Origin of the sequence: Actinoplanes cyaneus (genome assembly GCF_016862095.1) — a bacterium.
GTDB classification, from domain to species: Bacteria; Actinomycetota; Actinomycetes; order Mycobacteriales; family Micromonosporaceae; genus Actinoplanes; species Actinoplanes cyaneus.
In genome coordinates this window covers 25,594-45,738 of record NZ_BOMH01000052.1, presented here as the reverse complement: position 1 = coordinate 45,738, position 20,145 = coordinate 25,594, and the positions used below count along the sequence as shown (strand labels likewise).

13 protein-coding genes are annotated in these 20,145 nt (G+C 69.7%); 5 read left to right on the top strand and 8 right to left on the bottom strand.

What is annotated here, in order from left to right; all coding sequences use genetic code 11:
* Window positions 1-367 precede the first annotated feature (367 nt).
* The 7 genes from Acy02nite_RS33210 to Acy02nite_RS33180 all read right to left on the bottom strand — a co-directional run bounded on the left by Acy02nite_RS33210 (window position 368) and on the right by Acy02nite_RS33180 (window position 12,842).
* Window positions 368-4,192: a discoidin domain-containing protein gene (locus Acy02nite_RS33210; protein ID WP_203749622.1), complete on the bottom strand. Its 3,825-nt coding sequence runs from the start codon at window positions 4,190-4,192 to the stop codon at window positions 368-370.
* A gap of 78 nt (window positions 4,193-4,270) precedes the next feature.
* Window positions 4,271-6,571, bottom strand: coding sequence for a discoidin domain-containing protein (locus Acy02nite_RS33205; RefSeq protein ID WP_203749610.1), 2,301 nt, complete (start codon window positions 6,569-6,571; stop codon window positions 4,271-4,273).
* A 100-nt stretch (window positions 6,572-6,671) separates the two neighbouring features.
* Entirely contained in the window at window positions 6,672-8,225 is a 1,554-nt protein-coding gene (locus tag Acy02nite_RS33200; protein WP_203749607.1) for a glycoside hydrolase family 13 protein, read from the bottom strand.
* Window positions 8,226-8,301: 76 nt separating this feature from the next.
* Entirely contained in the window at window positions 8,302-9,189 is an 888-nt protein-coding gene (locus Acy02nite_RS33195) for a carbohydrate ABC transporter permease (RefSeq protein WP_203749604.1), read from the bottom strand.
* Window positions 9,190-9,201: 12 nt separating this feature from the next.
* A complete protein-coding gene (locus tag Acy02nite_RS33190) occupies window positions 9,202-10,140 on the bottom strand; it encodes a carbohydrate ABC transporter permease (protein WP_203749601.1) in 939 nt (312 codons plus the stop codon).
* A gap of 56 nt (window positions 10,141-10,196) precedes the next feature.
* Complete coding sequence (locus Acy02nite_RS33185) at window positions 10,197-11,576, bottom strand: ABC transporter substrate-binding protein (protein ID WP_203749597.1); 1,380 nt, start codon at window positions 11,574-11,576, stop codon at window positions 10,197-10,199.
* 270 nt (window positions 11,577-11,846) lie between these two features.
* Complete coding sequence (locus Acy02nite_RS33180) at window positions 11,847-12,842, bottom strand: LacI family DNA-binding transcriptional regulator (protein WP_203749582.1); 996 nt, start codon at window positions 12,840-12,842, stop codon at window positions 11,847-11,849.
* A gap of 313 nt (window positions 12,843-13,155) precedes the next feature.
* Between Acy02nite_RS33180 and Acy02nite_RS47300 the strand changes: the two genes are divergently transcribed.
* From Acy02nite_RS47300 to Acy02nite_RS33155, 5 genes are all read left to right on the top strand, one after another.
* Window positions 13,156-13,665 (top strand): methyl-accepting chemotaxis protein, encoded by a 510-nt coding sequence (locus tag Acy02nite_RS47300; protein WP_203749579.1) that lies wholly within the window; start codon window positions 13,156-13,158, stop codon window positions 13,663-13,665.
* Window positions 13,666-13,680: 15 nt separating this feature from the next.
* Window positions 13,681-14,070: a YchJ family protein gene (locus Acy02nite_RS33170; protein ID WP_203749576.1), complete on the top strand. Its 390-nt coding sequence runs from the start codon at window positions 13,681-13,683 to the stop codon at window positions 14,068-14,070.
* Window positions 14,071-14,103: 33 nt separating this feature from the next.
* The gene (locus Acy02nite_RS33165) at window positions 14,104-14,955 is read left to right on the top strand and encodes a tryptophan 2,3-dioxygenase (protein ID WP_203749573.1); all 852 of its coding nucleotides are present in this window, start codon (window positions 14,104-14,106) and stop codon (window positions 14,953-14,955) included.
* The gene (gene kynU, locus Acy02nite_RS33160) at window positions 14,952-16,169 is read left to right on the top strand and encodes a kynureninase (RefSeq protein ID WP_203749570.1); all 1,218 of its coding nucleotides are present in this window, start codon (window positions 14,952-14,954) and stop codon (window positions 16,167-16,169) included. The genes Acy02nite_RS33165 and kynU overlap by 4 nt, the downstream gene beginning before the upstream one ends.
* 140 nt (window positions 16,170-16,309) lie before the next feature.
* On the top strand, window positions 16,310-17,428 hold the full coding sequence (locus tag Acy02nite_RS33155) for an amidohydrolase family protein (RefSeq protein ID WP_239175440.1): 1,119 nt from the start codon (window positions 16,310-16,312) through the stop codon (window positions 17,426-17,428).
* 356 nt (window positions 17,429-17,784) lie between these two features.
* Here the strand turns inward: Acy02nite_RS33155 and Acy02nite_RS33150 are convergent, their stop codons facing one another.
* The gene (locus Acy02nite_RS33150; RefSeq protein ID WP_203749567.1) at window positions 17,785-19,953 is read right to left on the bottom strand and encodes a bifunctional SulP family inorganic anion transporter/carbonic anhydrase; all 2,169 of its coding nucleotides are present in this window, start codon (window positions 19,951-19,953) and stop codon (window positions 17,785-17,787) included.
* Window positions 19,954-20,145: the final 192 nt, after the last annotated feature.

The window sequence follows — 20,145 nt, the reverse complement described above, 5'->3', positions numbered from 1 at the left end:
CCGCGAGCCCCGCGAGCCCCGCGAGCCCCGCGAGCCCCGCGAGCCCCGCGAGCCCCGCGAGCCCCGCGAGCCCCGCGAGCCCCGCGAGCCCCGCGGCGCGAGACCGCGACCACTCGACGTCCCGGCCGCGGGTTGCGGTTCCGGCTGGTTCTCATGGGCGTTATGAGGCACGAATAACGCCCATGAGAACCAGCTGGGACGCCGCACCGCGGCCGGAGCTGGTGGGGAGCGAGGATCGCGCGGACACGCAGGGGGCTTGGTCGTGTCGCCTGTGAACGGGCGCCGAGAATGTCGTACTGCGGCATGGTTGGGGAATTGGGCGTGCCCGCCGCCGGGAAGCGACAGCGGGCACGGAACCACCTGATCGTCAGTTGCGGATGATCGTGAACGTGCTGGTCGGGTTCTCGATGTCGCGGTAGTTGTTGCTCAGGGTGAGGTTGGTGAAGGTGGCCGAGCCGACGGCCGGGCCCTGACCGGCTTCGGGCAGCGGGTTGGCCCAGATGCCGTAACCGGACTTGGCGTCGAAGGCGTCACCGCTCTTCTGCGCGCCGGTGATGGTGACGTTGGTGAAGATCGTGTCGGTGATCGGGTTGACCGGCCGGCCGGCGCCGTCGTACTGGGTCTGGAACATGATGCCGGAGTAGGTCGGGTCGACGATGTCCACGTTGCTGATCCGGATGCCCTGGAACACCTTGGACGCGCTGAACATCCAGATGGCCGGGAAGACCTGCTGGCCCCAGAAGTGGCCGCCGGCCCGGACGATCGAGATGTTGTCGAGCACGGTCGGCGGGTTGGCGCCGAAGCCGTTCATCGGGTAGCCGAAGTCCAGCGAGCTCACCGTGATGCCGGAGTAGACGAGCGTGTCGGCGATGTAGATGTTCTTGAACGTGTTGGCGTACCCGCCGTAGACCGCGATGCCGGCGGCCCGCCAGGTCAGCGTGCTGGACAGGTTCGAGAAGGTGTTGTTGATCTCGTCGGAGCCGCCCGCGTCGATCGCGGAGAACAGCGCGAACGAGTCGTCACCGGTGGCCCGGGCGTCGTTGTTGTCGACCAGGTTGCCGGTGCTGCCGTTGGTCATGTTGACGCCGTCGGCGAACGTGTTCCGGATGCGCGAGTTCTTGATCACCATGTTGTCGGTGTTCGCGCCCCAGTACAGGCAGACCACGTGCTCGGCCCAGATGTTGTCGATCGTGATCCCACTGACGTTGGCGAGGTCGAACACCTTGCCCGGGCCGTCGATCCGGATCGTGTAGTTGCCGAAGAACGCGAAGTTCGCGAACGTCGACCCGTTGGCGGTGGCGTCGGCCCGGAAACCGGCGTCGGTCTCCGACTGGGTCGACGGGGTGAAGAAGCGGGTGTACCAGGGGCCGGCGCCGACGACCTTGATGGCCTTGCCGTACACCTGGAACTTGTTGGCGGTCTGGTAGTCACCGGCGGGCAGGTAGACGCCGACCTTGGTGCTGTCCTGCCGCGCGGTGTCGAGCGCGTTCTGCACCGACTGCTGGTCGAAGCCGGTCGGCACGACGTACTTGGCGGGGTCCGGGTTCGCGATGGCCGTGACCTGCTCCAGGTTGATGAAGTCGATCGCGATCGCGCCGCTGTTGCCGGAGTCCTTCTGCAGCTTGATCGTGCTGCCGGCCGGGAACGAGCCGGTCAGCATGATGTTCGCCTCGTCGTAGATGTGGCGCGGGCCGGTGCCGGAGTTCTGCGGCGCGGTCTCGTTGCCGTACAGCCACGCGTACTTCGAGGTCAGCGGCAGGGTCTTGTTCAGTGACCCGTTGACGTAGACGTTGATCGAGCTGGTGGTGCCGTCCGGGATGGAGAACCGCGCGACGACCGTGTTGGTGGCGTTGCGGGTGGTCCACTGGACGTACGAACCGGTCTGGTTCAGCGTCACGGCCTTGCGCCCGGACGCCTCACCGGCCAGGTCGCCGACCGTGCGGTTGGGCCCGACGACGGCGGCGCCGCCACCGGTCGTGCCGTCCTCGGCCTCGTACATGTCGTACGGCATGTTGGCGCCGCGACCCACGAAGAACGGCTTCTCACTGGTGTTGTTGGCCTGCTTGACCGGCAGCTCGTTGGCGTCGGCGGCGACCACCGTGCGGACCGTGTACTTGCCGTTCACCGCGGTCCAGGTGCCCAGGCTGATCGACGGCGAGGAGGCGCCGGCGGCCAGCGTGCCGGTGTACGACCCGGTGAACGTCTTCACTGTCGCCGAGCCGTTCAGCACGGTCACCGTGACGGTGTGCGCCCCACTGCCCGAGGCCGCGGTGCCCTGGTTCTTGAGGGTCGCCGAGAAGCTGACCGTCTGGCCCGCCGACGGGTTGCCGGGCGACCACGAGACGACCGAGGCGACCAGGTCGGAGCTGCTGACCGGCGCGACGACCAGGTTCGAGGGATTGGTGTACGAGTTGTTCGCGTCGTTGGTCTCGACGACCGTGTTCGCCTCGTCGACCTTCGCGGACAGCGCGTAGCTGCCCGCGTCCCGGGCGCCGATCGACGCCGAGACGGTCGCGCTGGCTCCGGCGGCGAGGGCGCCGACCGTGGCGGTGCCGGCCTTCGCCGTACCCAGGTAGAAGGTGATCGACGAGGCCGGTGAGGCGGCCGTGCCGGCGTTGCGGACCGTGCCGGACAGCGTGATCGCGTCGGTCTCGACCGGCGACGCCGGCGAGAAGGACAACCCGGTGACGGTCAGGTCCGGGTTCGGCGCCGCGGTGCCGATGACCTGCAGCTCCGCGACCTGTCCACTGGGCGCGCCGCTGTTCGCGGTGAAGGAGAGCCGGACGTCAGCGGTGGTCGCGGAGACCGGGATGGTCACGGTGTTCTGCGACGAGGGATTGAAGGTGTACGTCGCGGAGCCCACCAGCGTGGTGTAGCTGCCCGACGACTGCTCCCGGCCGAGAACCGCGAACGTCTGCTGCCGGGTGCCCCAGTCGGTCGCCGGGTTGAGCTTGACCACGACCGAGGAGACGGTCGCGTTGGCGCCCAGCTTGACGGTCAGGTTGGCCGGGTAGGCGGAACCCTCCCAGTAGGTGGCGGTGTCGTTGTCGTTCGCGTTGGCGGCGACGAAGGTGAAGATCGACGACGACGCCTCGATGGGCTTGCCGACCGCGAGGTTCGTGCCGGTGCCGGGGGTGCCGGTCCGGGTCACCGTGTTGCTCGCCGCGGACTCGTTGCCGGCCGCGTCACGCGCCTTCACGTAGTACGAGACGGTCGCGGTGTCGGCCTGGCTGTCGGTGTACGTGGTCCCGGTGACCGTCGTCCGCAGGGTCCCGTTGGCGTACACGTTGTAGCCGGTGACGCCCACGTTGTCGGTCGACGCGCCCCAGGCCAGGCGGATCTGCCCGGCGGCCGGCGTGGTGTAGGAGAGCGTCCCGGGCGTGGTCGGTGCCTGGGTGTCCCCGGTCGCGCCGGTACGGGTCACGGTGTTGCTGGTGCCGGAGACGTTGCCGGCCGCGTCCCTGGCCCGCACGTAGTAGGCGACGGTGGCCGAGTCCGGCTGGCTGTCGGTGTAGGTGAGGACGTTCCCGGCGACACTCGTCCGGAGCTGGCCGTTGGCGTAGATGTCGTATCCGGTCACGCCGGTGTTGTCGGTCGACGCGTTCCAGGTCAGCCGGATCTGCCCGCTCGCGGGCTGGCTGTAGGCGAGGCCGCCGGGCGCGCTGGGCGCCTGGCTGTCCCCGGTGACCGGGCCGTAGACCTCGAGCTCGGAGAGCTGACCGGCCGGCCACGCGGTGTTCGCGGTGAAGTTCAGCCGGACGAAGCGCGCGCTGACCGCGGTGAAGTCGACGGTCACCGTGTTGTCCGAGGACGGGTTGAACGTGTACCCGGCGCTCGCCTTGAGCTGGCTGAAGCTGGAGCCGTCGGTGCTGCCGGTGATCGACAGCGTCTCGGTGCGGGTGCTCCAGGCGGTGGCCGGCGGCAGCTTGAGGACTGCCTGGTTGACCGAGGTGGCGGTGCCCAGGTCGACCTGCAGCCACTGCGGGAACGCGTTGTTGTTGCTCTCCCAGTACGTGTTCGCGTTGCCGTCACCGGCGTTGCCGGCCGAATAGACGTCGGTGTAGCTGGACGCGCTGAACGTCTTGCCGGCGGCGAGGTTGGGCCCGGCGGCGAGCGCGGCCGGGGCGTGGACGAGCGCGGCGACCACGCTCGCGGCTGCCGTGGCAGCCACTATGAGCCTGAATCTGGACATGCGGGAGCGCACCTTTCTTCCCTGGAGAGGTGAGACGCCGGGCGGGCGGCATCGGTGGGAGCCGCCCGCCCGGACGATTCAGGAGGCGTAGACCTCGAACTCGGAGAGCTGACCGGCCGGCCAGCCCGTGTTCCCCGTGAAGGTGAGCCGCAGGTAGCGCTGCGTCGTCGTCACCGGGACGGTGACCGTGTTGCCGCTCGCCGGGTTGAAGACGTAGCCGGCGCTCGCCTTGACCGTGCTGTAGGTCGACCCGTCGGTGCTGCCGAGGACGGACAGCGTCTGGGTCCGGGTCGCCCACGCCGTGGCCGGCGGGAGTTTCAGCACGAGCCGGGCGACCGGCCGGTTCTGACCGAGGTCGACCGTGATCGACTGCGGGAACGCGTTGTTGGTGCTCTCCCAGTAGGTGTTCGCGTTCCCGTCGGTGGTGTTGCCCGGGCCGTAGACGTCGGCCTGGCCGGTGGCGCTGGCCGGGCGCCCCGCGGCGAGGTTGCCGGTCGGCGTCGGAGTGCTGGCGCTCGCGCTCGGAGACGGCGAGGACGGCGAGGACGGGGGCGACGACGGGGGCGTGCTGCTGTTGGTCCAGCGGGGCGCCGGCCACGGCCCGCAGTACGGGTTGGCCGTCTGCCACCCCGAGTTGCCACCACCGTCGGTGATCGCCAGCCCGGAGCCCACGCAGCTGTACGTCGGCGGGTTCTGCGCGATCCCGGTGGCCTTCACGCCGGTGAACGTCGCGGTGACCGGGGCCTGCGCCTGCAACGCGAACGTGCCGGCTCCGGCGATGGTCACGTTGGTCAGGTTGAGCCCGCTGGTGCTGTTCCCGATCCACTGGATCCCGGCGTACGAGCTGTCCAGGATGTCGGTGTCGGTCACGTTGAGGGTGGCCCCGGTGATCGCGCCCGAGTCCGGCCAGAACCACAGCGCGCCGATGCCGAAGTTCCAGTTGTAGTCGGAGTTGCCGGTCCGGATCAGGGTGTTCCGGGCCATCGTCCAGGTGCCGGCCACCGCGGTCGCGCCCTGCACGCCCGGGTACCGGTTGCCGACGTGCAGGCCACCGCCGTTGGTGAGGGTCTCGGCCATCACGTTGTCGCTGATCGTGATGTCCCGGCCGCCGTAGCTGACGATGTTGTTGGCCAGGATCGGCGCGACCACGGTGTTGTGGGTGAACGAGTTGCCGACGTTCGGCGTGTTCTCGGCCCACATGGCCAGGCCGTCGTCACCGGTGTTGCGCACGAACGTGTTGGTCACCGTCGAGTTGGTCACCCCGATGTGGAAGTTCACGCCGTCGGCGGTCTGGTCGAGGATCCGGCTGTTCCTGATCGTGAACCGGTCCATCGGCCCGTCCATCCAGGCGCCGACCTTGGTGTGCTGCATCCACACGTTGTCGATGGTCGAGTTCGACATGGCGCCGCCGAACGCGTTGACCTGGTCCTCGTCGACCCGCTCCTGGATGTCACCGATGACCGCGAGGTCCTTGACGGTGACGTTCTGGCTCGGGCCGCCCTGACCGTTGTACTTGCCGTAGATGCCGGCGGCCAGGTTGCGCTGGGTGGGGTGGCGCCCGCCGAGCACGGTGTACCAGGGCCCGGCCCCGGCGAGCGTGACCCGGTCCACGATCACGTGGCTGTACAGCGTGTAGTTGCCCTGCGGGAGGTACACGACCCGGCCGGCCGCCGAGCCGGCGTTCACCGCGGCCTGGATCTTCGCGGTGGAGTCGGTGGCGCCGGTCGGGTCGGCGCCGTAGTCGGCCACCGCGTCGATCGCGCCGGACGGCTTGCCGATCGGGCCCGGCACGTTCTCGAAGTCGGCGAGGTCGATGGTGAAGCTGGGTGACTGCGCGGTCGAGGCGACCTGGATCCGAATCTTGGTGCCGGCCGCGTACGTCGTTCCGAGCAGCGCTCGGGCCTCGTCGTAGAAGTGGTGCGGCCGCCCGTCCCCGGGGTTGTTGGTGAACGGGTAGTAGCCGTAGTACCAGCCGTACTTCGAGGTCACCGGCACGGTCTTGATCAGCGTGGAGCCGGTGCGCAGGTCCAGCGAGGCGCTCCGGCCGTCCGGGACGCTGTAGCGGAACGTGACCGCGTTGGCCGGCTTGGTCAGGGTGAACTCGACGTACTCACCCGCGGCGTCGAGGGTGACCGCCTCCCGGCCGGAGGCTTCGGAGGAGAGCGTGCCGTAGGTCCGGTCGGTGCCGGTCGACGTGCCGTTGGTCGCGGCCCGCTCGGCCTCGATCTCGGTGAACGGCACGGTGGCTCCCCGGCCGGCGACGTCGAACGGGGAGAGCCCGGCGGCCTGGGCCGGGGTGGATTGCCAGGTCACCACCGTGGTGACGGCAGCCGCGAGGACGGCGGCTGCGACAGCGAGTGGGGCGGTGCGGTTGGCCATGGGTCCCTTCCTTGGTGTGGCCAGCCCCCGGTGTTTCGTTTTCTCGTCCTGCTCGTGGGCGCCGCCGGCGGTGGAACCGGTGACGCCCGTCGCCAGGTTTCTAGAGGCGCAGCCAGACCGCGGTGTCCTGGGGGAGGAGGTCACCGTCGAGAGGGCCGCTGGCGAGCAGGATGGTCTGGTGCTCCGGCAGGGGAACGGGAGCGCCGGAGAGGTTGAGCACGCAGGCGAAGTGGTCGCCCCGGGTCCAGGCGAGCACCCCGTCGCCGAGGTCCGACCAGGCAAAACCGGCTTCCTGGGTACGGCGGAGCCGGATCGCCGAGCGGTAGAGCTCCAGCATCGAGCTGGGGTCGCCGGTCTGTGCCTGGACCGTGCGGTCCTTCCACTCCGCGGGCTGGGGAAGCCACGGCGTGGCGGTGCTGAATCCGTACGGCGGCTCGTCGCCCGCCCACGGCAACGGCACCCGGCATCCGTCGCGGGTGTGGCCCCTGCGGGCGTACATCGGATCATGGATCTGGTCTTCTGCGATGTTCTCGTTCTCCCAGAGGCCGAGCTCTTCACCCTGGTAGACGTAGGTGGAGCCGGGCAGCGAGAGGGAGAGCAGGGCGGCGGCCCGGGCGCGGCGCGTGCCGAGCTCCAGGTCGACCGGGGTGCCGTCGAGGTTGTTCTCGAAGCTGAACGTCGTGTCGGTGCGGCCGTACCGGGTCACGTGCCGCGTCACGTCGTGGTTCGACAGGACCCAGGTCGGTGGCGCGCCGATCTTGGCGTGTGCGTCGAGGGTCCGATCGATACAGGCCCTCATCAGGTACGGATCCCAGGCGCACCCGAGGAAGTCGAAGTTGAACGCCGCGTGCAGTTCGTCCGGCCGCAGGTAGTTCGTGAAGCGCTCCACCTCCGGCATCCACACCTCGCCGATCAGCGCCCGGCCCTGGTACTCGTCGGCGACGCGCCGCCACGCCCGGTACACGTCGTGCACCGCGTCCAGGTCGTGGAATGGGTGCGGCTTGCCGTCCTGGACCTCGGGGAACGCCGTGTCCTTGAAGAGCAGCGCGGCCGAGTCGATCCGGATGCCGTCGGCGCCCCGGTCGAACCAGAACCGCAGGATGTCCTCGAACTCCGCCCGCACGTCAGGGTGCTCCCAGTTGAGGTCGGGCTGCTCCGGGGTGAACAGGTGCAGGTACCAGGAGCCGTCGGGCGCCTTCGACCAGGTCGTCCCGCCGAACTCGCCGGTCCAGCCGGTCGGCATCCGATCCGAGGCGGGCCGGAACCAGAAGTAGTCCCGCTCGGGCGCGTCCGGCGAGGCGATGGCGGCCTTGAACCACGGGTGCTCGGAGGAGATGTGGTTCGGGACGATGTCGACGATCATCCGGATCCCGGCCGCGTGTGCCTCGGCGATCAGCGCCTCGGCGCCCTCCAGGGTCCCGAAGACCGGGTCGATGTCGCGGAAGTCCGCCACGTCGTAGCCGGCGTCCGCCATCGGCGACGGGTACCACGGGCTCATCCAGATCGCGTCCACCCCGAGATCGCGGAGGTGGCCCAGGTGGGCGCGGATGCCGTCGATGTCGCCGACGCCGTCACCGTCGGAGTCGGCGAAACTCCGGGGATACACCTGGTAGATGACCGCGTCGCGCCACCACTCACTGTCTTTTGCGGACACGAAAACTCTCTTTCTGCGTGTTATTGCAGCATTTTTTGCGCTTCAAGGGGCGAGGGTGTGCTTTTCCGGGCCCCGCTCAGCCCTTGACGCTGCCCGCGGTCAGGCCGGACATGATGTTGCGCTGGAAGAGCAGGAAGATGATCACGGTCGGGATGGCCGCGATGACCGAGGCCGCGATGATCTCGTTCTGCGACGAGCCGCCCGAGAAGGCGTAGATGCCGACGCTGACCGTCCGCGTCTCCGGGGACGGCATGACCAGTTTCGGCCAGAGGAAGTCCTTCCAGACGTAGGTCACCGCGAAGATCGAGACGACGCCGAGGATCGGGCGCGACATCGGCAGGATGATCGACCAGAGCGTGCGCAGCGGGCCCGCGCCGTCCACCTGCGCGGCCGCCATCAGCTCCTCCGGGATCGAGTCGAAGAACCGCTTCAACAGGAAGATGTTGAACGCGTTGGTGACCAGCGGCAGCCAGATCGCGAACGGCGAGTCCAGCATGTTGAGGTGCAGGATCGGCAGGTCGATCACCGTCACGTACTGCGGGACGACCAGGACGATGGTCGGGATCATCAGGGTGGCCAGCATCGCGCCGAGGATCACGTTGCCCAGCGCCGGGCGCAGCTTGGAGAAGGCGTACGCCGCCGCGGTGTCCAGGACCAGCTGGAACAGCACCGCGCCCGCCGCGTAGTAGAACGTGTTGAACAGCAGCTTGCTCAGGTTCAGGTTCTGCCAGGCGCTGACGTAGTTGCTGAAGTTCGGATGCCGCGGCCACAACGTCGGCGGGGTCTGCGCGACCTCCTGACCGGTCTTCAGCGCGCCGGTCACCATCCAGTACAGCGGCCCGATGAAGACCAGGGTGAACCCGAGGACGACGAGCGTCAGCAGCGTCCAGTAGAGATACTTGCCCTTGCCCCGACGGAGCTGGGCCGCCGAGATCAGCGTGCGTGAACCGGAGTCTTGAGCCATGACGTACCGTCCTCAGTCGTTCTTGGTGGTCAGGCGCAGGTAGAACGCCGAGAAGACGGCCAGGGCCCCGAGCATGACCACGCCGAGCGCCGCCGCGCCGTTGAGATCGTTCTGGAAGAAGCCGTGCTGGTAGATCAGGTACGCCACGGTGGTCGCCGAGTCCTGCGTGCCGGCCCCGTTGGCGAGGATCAGCGGCTCGACGAAGACCTGCATGGTGGCGACGATCTGCATCATCGCGAGCAGGCCGAGGATCAGCTTGGTCTGCGGGATCGTCACGTTCCAGATCCGCCGCCAGAGCCCGGCGCCGTCCAGCTCGGCCGCCTCGTAGAGCTCACCCGGGATGTTCTGCAGCGACGCCAGGTAGATCAGCACCGCGCTGCCCATGTTCATCCAGGTGGAGGCGATCACCATGGCCGGCATCGTGGCGCTCGGCGACTGCATCCACTGCGACGTGGGCAGGTGCAGGAACTTCAGGACCGCGTTGAACAGGCCGGCGTCGCTCGGGTCGTACGCGTAGAACTTGAACAGGAACAGCGCGGAGGCCGGCGGCAGCATCACCGGCAGGTACACCAGGATGCGCAGGTAGCCCTTGGCGTGGCGCAGCTCGTTGAGCAGGATCGCCACGAAGAACGGCACCGCGTACCCGATGACCAGGGCCAGCACGGTGAAGTAGACGGTGTTCTTCCAGGCCGGCCAGAAGCTCGGGTCGGCGAAGATCCGGGTGTAGTTGTCCCAGCCGACCCAGGTGGTCACGCCGCGCCTGGTCCGCTGGAAGCTCATGATGATCCCGCGGACCATCGGGTACCAGGTGAAGACGGCGAAGCAGAGGATGGCTCCGGCCAGGAACGTGTACCCGGTGAGGTTGTCACGGAGCTTGCGACCGCGCCGGGTCGTGGCCGGCGCCGCCGCCGAGCTCGCGTCCACCGGCCGGGTGGCGGTGATGATCGCCAAGGGAGGACTCCTGGGTTGATCGGGGACGGGAGCCCGGGGCTCCCGTCCCGCTCGGATCAGCTGCCGGCGGCCAGCAGCTGGTTGACCTTCTCCTCGGCGGTCTTGAGGAGCGCGTCGACGTTGGCGTTCGGGTCGGTCAGGACACCCGACATGGCCGAGTCGAGCACCGCGTAGATCGCCTGGGCGTTGGCCGGCTCACCCTTGATCGGGAGCTGCTGCGCCTCGAACTGCGAGTAGATCGCCGGGTCGACGTTCGCGTTGGCCTTGCGCAGGTCGTACTCGGCCTTGGCGGTCGCGCTGTCCTTCGCGAACAGCAGCGGCTGTGGCACACCGACCGGGTAGTTCTGCGGCTTGGCCCGCGGGTAGTCGAACTGGCCCTTGCCGACCGTCAGCTTCTCGTAGGCGACCCACTTGAGCCCGGCCTTGATCTGCGCGTCGGACAGGCCCTTCTTGAAGAAGTAGCCCTCACCGCCGCCGAGGGTGGCCTTGGCCAGACCGTCCTGGCCGGGCAGCGGGGCCACGGCCCAGTCCTCGTACTTGCCCTTGAACTGCGAGACGATCGCCTGGGTGGTGTCCGGCGCGCCGATGAACATGCCGACCTTGCCGGCCGCGGCGTTGGTCAGCAGGTCGCCCCACTGCAGCAGCTGGCGCGAGCCCATGCTGTTGTCGGTGTAGCGCATGTCCTTGAGGTTCTGCAGGACCTGCTTGCCCGTCGCGTTGTTGAAGTCGGCCTTCTTGCCGTCCGCGCTCAGGATCTGGCCGCCCTGCGAGTAGATCTCGGCGGTGAAGTGCCAGCCACCGGTGTTACCGGCGCTGTAGTCCGCGTAACCGGCGACGCCCGGGTCGGCCGCGACGATCTTCTTGGCCGCGGCGCGGACCTCGGCCCAGGTCTTCGGCGGGTTCGCCGGGTCCAGGCCCGCCTTCTGGAACAGGACCTTGTTGTAGACCAGGCCCATCGAGTAGTTCTTCACCGGCACGGCGTAGGTCTTGCCGCCGTCGGTGAAGACGCTCTTGAGCGCCGGGTCGACGTCGTCCCAGGTGCTGATGGTGTCCTTGTTCAGGTACGGCGTGATGTCCGCGGCCTGACCCGAGTCCAGCACCTGCTGGAGGTCGGTCATGTAGCCGTAGAAGACGTCGGTGGTGGTGCCACCGGCGAGACGGGCGGTGAAGTCCGGCGGGTTGTTGCACTGGGTGCCGACACTCACGCTCTTGACCGTGATGTCGGGGTTGGCCTGCTGGAACGCGGCGACGTCAGCGTTCCAGTTCGCCAGCAGGTCCTTCTCGGTGCCGACCGGCATGCAGTCGACCGTGATGGTGACCTTGCCGTCGGCACTGGCGCCGTCGTCGTCGCTCTTCGTGGAGCACGCCGCGAGGCTGAGTCCCAGGCCGGCCGCCAGCGCAAACGCCGCGACCCTCCGGTACTGCGGTGCGGACATCTGTCCATCCCTTCGGGAACGGTTATCCAGGACGTTCATCGATCTGCTTCGGTGTTCACGGAGTCACCTCTGTGAGTGGAGTCACCGTAGCCAGACCGACACGTTTCCGCAAGGTTTCGATCGCGCACTGAAAAGACACGACAACGACATGGCAGATATCGACGGTACGAGCATTAGCCCACCTTTGCCGGGATTCGTCCGTCCCGCGGACAAGAAAAGACGGCCGCCAACCGCAAGATGCGATTGACGGCCGTCCGGTTCTTGCAGCGCTTACCTCGGAGCGGGCCCCGTGGAGCCGCGGACCACCAGCTCCGGCTCGAAGAGCAGCTCGTCGTGCAGCACGCCGGCCTCCTCGATCTGGCTGACCAGGATGTCGACGGCGGCCTGGCCCATCGTCTCGATCGGCTGGCGAACCGTGGTCAGCGGCGGATCGGTGCAGGTCATGAACGCGGAGTCGTCGAAGCCGACCACCGAGACGTCGCCCGGCACCGACCTGCCGAGGCGGCGCGCGGCCCGGATCGCGCCCAGCGCGAGCACGTCGCTGGCACAGATGATCCCGGTCGCGCCACGCTCGATCAGCTTCGTGGCGGCGACCCGCGCGCCCTCCATGGAGAAGCTGGAGCGCTCCACCCAGGCATCGTCGCCCCAGCCCGCGACCTGGATCATCGCGGCCACCTTGCGGCGCGACGGAATGTGCCCCTCCGGGCCGAGCACCATGCCGACGCGCTCGTGACCGAGCGAGCGCAGATGGCCGAACGCCTGCTCGACGGCGACCGCGTCGTCGGTCGACACCCGGGGGAAGCCGAGCTCGTCGACCCCCGCGTTGACCAGCACGACCGGCAGGCCCCGATCGGTCAGCCGCCGATAGTGCTCGTGCGAGGCGTCGGCCAGCGCATACGACCCGCCGGCGAAGATCACGCCGGAGACCTGATGGTCCAGGAGCATCTCGACATAGTCCGACTCCGGGACGCCGCCGATGGTCCGGGCGCACAGGGCCGGGGTGAAGCCGCGCTGCGCCAGCGACGCGGTCACCACCTCGGCCAGGGCCGGGAAGATCGGGTTCTGCAGCTCGGGCAGCACCAGGCCGACCAGGCGGGCGCGCTCACCGCGCAGTTTGGTGGGTCGCTCGTAGCCCAGGACATCGAGGGCGGTGAGAACCGACGCGCGGGTGGCCTCGGAGACGCCGTCGCGCCCGTTGAGCACCCGGCTGACGGTCGCCTCACTGACCCCGGCCTTCTTCGCCACCTCGGCAAGACGTTTGGTCACGACGGAATCCTACGTCAACCTGTTGCAAGAACTGAACAGCGGTTTGCGCCATCTTCTGAAACAGTTGGCAATCCTTACCGTGGCTTGCAGGATCGTCGGCAGCATTCCGTCGATGCCTCACGCCCGGTGAGCGTCCGGCCGCCGCCCCTCCCGGACTTACCCGGTTCAGTCGTCGCGCTTCGTGCTGACGGCGCTTACCTCACGCTTCCATAACGGCGCCGCACTGTCCCCCACGAGAAAGAGGAAAACGCTCCGCGACGGGTGCGCCGGATGGCATGTTGTGAGCTACCGGTAAGAGAGGGATCACCACGATATGACCAACTGGGATCAGAACGACAGCTGGTCGTCCGGCGGCGGCGCCCAGACCGACTGGTCGGCGCAGGACCGGCAACGGGACTCGGTGCACCGGTTGGCCAACGTGAGCAACGACATGGCCACCGCCACCCAGGCCGCGGTGCGCGCGGCGGAGACCGCCGTGCAGGTGATCCAGCGACTCGAGGCGAGCAGCACCGAGATCGGCAAGGTCGTCCAGCTGATCGCCACGATCGCCAAGCAGACGAACCTGCTGGCGCTCAACGCCACCATCGAGGCGGCGCGGGCCGGCGAGGCGGGCCGCGGCTTCGCCGTCGTGGCCAGCGAGGTCAAGGACCTGGCGAACGAGACCGCCACCGCCACCAGCGAGATCGGCACCCAGGTCGGCGGGATCCGCGCCGACACGCAGAACGCGGTCGACGCGATCGAGGAGATGCAGGGCCTCATCGAGGAACTGGACCGGTGCCAGAAGGTGATCAGCGGGATCGTCGTGGAGCAGCAGGCCGGCTGAGGAAGACTGTCCGGCATGGCTGGCAAGCGAACACCGCGCGCGAGGGCATGTCCGTGCGGCTCACCGACGTACGCGCAATGTTGTGGTCCCCTGCACGACGGCAAGCCGGCGGAGAACCCGGAGGCCCTGATGCGATCGCGCTTCAGCGCGTTCGCCCTCGACCTGACCGATTACGTTCTCGACACCTGGCACCCGGACACCCGGCCCGCGACCCTGGAGAGTGATCCCGGCCTGCGCTGGGTACGCCTGGAGGTGCAGGAGAGCACCGGTGGCACCCTGTTCGACGCGGAGGGAACCGTCACGTTCCGTGCACACTTCCGGGACAACGGCACCCCGGGCGTGCTGGACGAGACGAGCAGGTTCGTCCGGCACAACGCCCGCTGGGTCTACCACGGTCCGGTGTGATCTCCTGATCCGGACAAGAGGTAGGTGATCACTGTGTCGGCAACGCGGCCGATCGAGGACGGCATCGTCAAGGACTTCAAGGTCAATCTCTCGTACGGGGAGTATCTGCACCTCGACGAGATCCTGAACGCCCAGCACCCGGTGAGCGTGCCCGAGCACCACGACGAGCTGCTCTTCATCCTGCAGCATCAGACGTCCGAGCTCTGGCTGAAGCTGATCATCCACGAGCTGCGCGCGGTGCTCGCCCATCTCGCGAAGGACGAGCTGAAACCGGCGCTCAAGGGGCTGGCCCGGGTCAAGCACATCCAGCGCACGCTGACCGAGCAGTGGTCGGTGCTGGCGACGCTGACCCCGACGGAGTACGCGCAGTTCCGCAGCTTCCTCGGCACGTCGTCGGGCTTCCAGTCCTACCAGTACCGGGCCGTCGAGTTCCTGCTCGGCAACAAGGACCGCCGGATGCTGCGGATCTTCGACGACCAGCCGGCCGCCCGTGAGCTGCTGGCGGACCTGCTCGGCACGCCCAGCGTGTACGACGAGTTCCTGCGCTACCTGGCCCGGCACGGGCACCCGGTCCCCGCCGCGCTCATCGGACGGGACGTGACCGAGGCCTGGTCGTTCGCCGAGGAGCTCGTTCCGGTCTTCACCACGATCTACGAGAAGGCCGAGCAGCACTGGGAGGCCTACGAGGCCTGCGAGGAACTGGTCGACCTGGAGGAGAACTTCCAGCTCTGGCGCTTCCGGCACCTCAAGACGGTGGAACGCACGATCGGCTTCAAGCGCGGGACCGGTGGCTCCAGCGGGGTCAACTTCCTGAAGGCGGCCCTCGATCTGACATTCTTCCCGGAGCTGTATGCCGTGCGCACCGAGATCGGAGTCCCCCGTTGAGCCTTCTCGATCGGGCCGCCGCCCTGGACGCCGCCGACCCGCTGGCGTCGTACCGGGACAGGTTCCTGCCGGCCCCGTCGGTCGTCTCCTACCTCGACGGCAACTCGCTCGGCCGGCCGCTCGCCGCGACAGCGGACCTGATGGACGACTTCGTCCGCGATCAGTGGGGCGGCCGGCTCATCCAGGGCTGGACCGACGGCTGGCTGGAGTGGCCGCTCACCCTCGGTGACCGGCTCGGCGCGATCGCGCTCGGCGCCGCGCCCGGCCAGACCGTCGTCGCGGACTCGACCACGGTGCTGCTCTACAAACTGGCGCGGGCCGCTGTCGACGCGCGGCCCGGGCGGCGCAAGGTCGTCCTCGACACCGACAACTTCCCCACCGACCGGTACGTCCTGGAGGGCATCGCCGCCGAGCGCGGGCTCGCCCTGCACTGGATCGAGACCGACCCGGTCACCGGCATCGAGCCCGCCCAGGTCGCGGAAGCGGTCGACGCCGACACCGCGCTGGTGCTCTTCTCCCACGTGGCGTACCGGTCGGGCTGGCTCGCCGACGTGCCGGAGATCAACCGGATCGCGCACGAGGCCGGCGCGCTGACCCTGTGGGACCTGTGCCACTCGGCCGGCTCGGTCCCCATCGCGCTCGACGAGTGGGGGGTGGACCTCGCGGTCGGGTGCTCGTACAAGTACCTCAACGGCGGCCCGGGCGCGCCCGCGTTCGCCTACCTGCGCCACTCGCTGCAGGATTCGCTGCGCCAGCCGATCCAGGGGTGGATGGGGCACCGCGCCTCGTTCGAGATGGGCCCGGGATACGAGGCGGCGACCGGCATCCGCGCGCTGCTCAGCGGCACCCCGCCGATCCTGGCGATGGTCCCGGCGCACGCCAACCTGGACATGCTCGCCGCCGCCGGCATCGAGGCGGTCCGCGCCAAGTCGCTGCTGCTCACCGGCTTCGTGCTGGAGCTGGCCGACGAGTGGCTCGTCCCGCTCGGCGTCGAGGTCGTCAGCCCCCGTTCCGCGGAGCGCCGTGGCGGTCACGTCACCCTGCGGCGGCCCGGGTTCGAGCAGCTGCTGGAGCCGCTCTGGGCCGCCGGCGTCATCCCCGACTACCGCCGGCCCGACGGGCTGCGGATCGGGCCGGCGCCGCTGAGCACCAGCTTCACCGAGGTTTACCAGGGCCTCGCCGTCCTCCGCGACCTGGTGGAGAAGCACCAGTGACCACACCTGCCGAACCTGACACCTGCACTCCGGCCTCACCCGCGAGCCCCTGCGGCGGCGCGGGCTGCGGCGGCGAGATGTGCTTCTCCCGTACGGCCCGGGCCGCGCGCCCCGGTGAGCCCCGCCCCACCGTCACCCGGGTGCCGGAGCCCCGCGTCCAGTGGCTGGCCGCCGACTCGATCTGGTGGGGCGGCCGCCTCCGCAAAGGCGTCGCCCTGCGGGCCGGCACGGACGGCGTGGTCAAACCCGTCCCCGCGGAGATGGCCCCGGCCGACGGGCTCCGCCGGTTCCCGGGCACCCTGCTGCCCGGCCTGATGGACGCCCACGTGCACTCCGCCCTGGCCGACCTCGCCACCGTCCGGGCCGGCGGCATCGCCGAGGTCTGGGACCTCGGCGGCAACCCGGCCACCCTCCGGCAGCTCGCCGCCCGCGCCGCTCCCACCGGCCCGGCCGAGCCCGCCGGCACCGCTCCCACCGGCCCGGATGAAATCGCCCGCGCCCACGCCGAGCCGGGCCGGGCCGCTGGGTCCGGGTGGCCGAGGCTTCCGCGGATCCGTTACGCGGGACCGTTCCTGATCGCTCCGGGCGGCTACCCGAGCGACCGCGCCTGGGCACCCGCCGGAAGCTGCCGGGAGATCACCTCGGCCGCCGACGCGGGCGTCGCCGTGGCCGAGGCCTGGTCCGCCGGAGCCACCCTGATCAAGGTCACCGCCCACGCCGGCGGCCCGATGCTGCCGCAGCCCACCCTGCGCGCCCTGGTCGACGCCGCGCACGCCGCCTCGCTCGAGGTGGTCGTCCACGCCGAAGGTCCCGGCACGGTCGCCGCGGCCTTCGAAGCGGGCGCCGACCTGCTGGCACACACCCCGTGGACCGAGCCGCTCCCGGACGCCCTGATCCGCGCCTGCGCCGCCCGGATGACCTGGATCAGCACCCTCGACATCCATGGCTGGGGCGACCCCGATCCGTTCCGTGACGTCGCCCTCGACAACCTGCGGCGCTTCGTCGAACACGGCGGAACCGTCCGTTACGGCACCGACCTCGGCAACGGCCCGCTGATCCCGGGCGTCAACCCGCGTGAACTGCGTGCGCTGCGCGCGGCCGGCCTCACCCCCGACGAGATCCTGCTGTCCATGACCGAGCCCACGAGCCCGACGATCACCTGGCTCCCCGCCGGCCTGGACCTGTCCCCCGAGACGTTCGCCGACGCGCTGGCCACCGCCCGGGTCCTCGACGACACGATCCACCCCCGCGAGCCCTGACCCCGGGCGGTGGCACGCGCCCGCGCTGACCGGGTGAGATCCGCGAGGGAGGCCGTTGGTCACCGAAGCGGCGCGGTCACGGTGCCGGCTGCCTGACCCGGCGACACCTCGCGCCCCGGACGGCGGTCAAGCTCGCGTGCTGCCCGGCGACACCTCACGCGCCCGACGGCCGCCAGGCTCGCGTCCGGCTGGGCTCGGCGACACCTCGCGCGCCGGACGGCCGCGAGGCTCGGGAGCGACGTGGGTGGGTGGGGGTGCGGCCGTACTGCGGGAGGGGTTGGGGAAGCGGGGGCGGAGAGCGGACGGCGCCCGGCCCGGGCTGAGCCGGGACGGGCGCCGTCGATGGGCGGGAACGGTCAGGCCGCGGGCGTGTCCACGGGACGGTGTACGCCGAGGATCGGGTCGACCTCGTACATGCGTGCCTCCGCGATGTCGAAGTACATGCCGATCAGGCGCAGGTTGCCGGCCGACTCGGCGGCCCGGACGCTCGGGTGCGTCCGGAGGTTCGCCAGTTGCTGGACCACGTTCTCCGTGCAGCAGCGTTCCTCGTCGGTCACGTCGCTGAAGTGGACTCCGGACAGGCTGAGCCAGTCCCCGAGGGACGAGCCGGGAGTCGCCGCGCCGGACATCAGCGCCCGGACGGCGCCGCAGCCGGAGTGGCCGCAGATCGTGATCGTGGTGACGCCGAGGACGTCGACGGCGTATTCGACGGCCGCGCCGACCGACGCGTCGCCGGCAGTGGGCGGCGCCGCCGAGCCGCGCGGGCGCTGCGATTCCGCCGACGCGTGCGCCGGGACGAGGTTGCCGACGTTGCGGACGCAGAACAGGTCGCCCGGGCCGCTCGCGGTGATCAGGTTCGGGACCAGGCGGGAGTCCGCGCACGTGATGAAGAGCTGCTCGGGGCGCTGCCCGTCGCGGGCGAGGGCGGCCAGGTGCGGGCGGACCATCGGGGCGACGTTGCGCTCGAACTCGGCGATCCCGGCCGCCATGGCGTCGCGGCGCTGCTCGTTGATGCCCTGCCAGCGTGACCACGAGCCGAGCAGGCGCGGGGTGCTCCGGCCACCGCCGAGCCGCCCGGAGGTGGCCCGGTGGAACCACGAGTCGTGCACTTCGTGGATGTGGACGCGGCCGCCCGATCGTACGTACCCGGTCTCCCAGCTCTTGATCGTCTCGAACGCGCCGTGGTCGAGGTAGTCGAGGTGCAGCTCGACGTCGACGTCCCCGCCCGGCGGGATCGCGCCGAACTCCCGGGTCATCCGTGCCGACTCGATGAACGCGAGGGTGCCGCTGATCGTGACGAGCCACTGGTCGGGCCCGCGCTGCACGGTGCGGATCTCGCATCGGGTCAGGCGCCAGAGGATCATGACCGCGGCGGTGGCCATGCCGAGCGCCACGCCCGTGAGCAGGTCGACGAAGACCACCCCCAGGGCTGTCACCGCGTACGTCGGTAGCTCTCCGTGCCGGGCGTAGGTGCGGATCTGCGCGAGGTTGATCAGCTTCACCCCGACCACGATCAGCACCGCGGCCAGCACCGCCATCGGGATCATCTCCAGCAGCGACGCGCAGAGCAGCACGAACACCGCGACCCACACGCCGTGCAGGATCGCCGACGCCCGGGTCCTGGCGCCGGCCGCCACGTTCGTCGAGCTGCGGACGATCACCCCGGTCACCGGCAGACCGCCGAGCAGGCCGGAGACGGTGTTCGCGGTGCCCTGGGCGACCAGCTCCTTGTCGAGCCGGGCGCGCGGCCCGTCGTGCAGCCTGTCGACCGCGACCGCGGAGAGCAGCGACTCCACGCTGGCGACCAGCGCGATGGTGAGCACCGCGATGGTGATCTTGTGGATCGGGGCGTCCGGCCAGACCGGGGTGATCAGCTCGGCGAGCGGCTCGTCGGGCAGGTTGACGCGGGCCACGTCGGCGCCCCACACCGCCGCGAGCGTGGTCACCCCGACGACAGCGACCAGGGCGGCCGGCAGGACGGAGACCTTCACGACGCGCGGCCAGAGCACGAGGATCGCCACGGTGAGCAGGCCGAGCAGGGCGGCCGGCCCGTGGTGGTCGACGATCTGGGCGGGCAGTTGCCTGAGGTTGTCCCAGGCGTTGCTGTGCGGTGCTCCGCCGAGCAGCACGTGGATCTGGCTGAGCGCGATGACCAGGCCGATGCCGGCCAGCATGCCGTGCACGACGGCGGGTGAGAGGGCGAGGGCGGCGCGTCCCAGGCGGGAGACGCCGAGCAGGATCTGGACGATTCCGGCGACGGCCACGATGGCGGCGGTGCCGGCGAACCCGAAGTCCGCCACGGCTCCCGCCACGATCACGGTCAGACCGGCGGCCGGGCCGCTGACCTGCAACGGGGCGCCTCCGAGCGCGCCCGCGACGATGCCGCCGACAACCGCGGCGACCAACCCCGCCAGCAGCGGGGCCCCGGATGCCGCGGCGATGCCGAGCGACAGGGGGATGGCGATCAGGAACACGACGATGGACGCCGGCAAGTCCCGGCGCAACAACTGCGTCAAGTCGGACATTAGGTAAAAATACCTAAAAGTCATTAACTGCGGATTAGCAGACGCGCACTTCCAGGTAAAACACAGCGATTTGCCGACACATTCTCAGCCAGCGGGAGAATGTCGCACAGCGTGTGCGGCAGCGCGGAAAACGTGCTCCGGAAATGGGAAAAGGGCCTCACGGCCCTTTTCCGTCAGCGGAATCCGGGAACG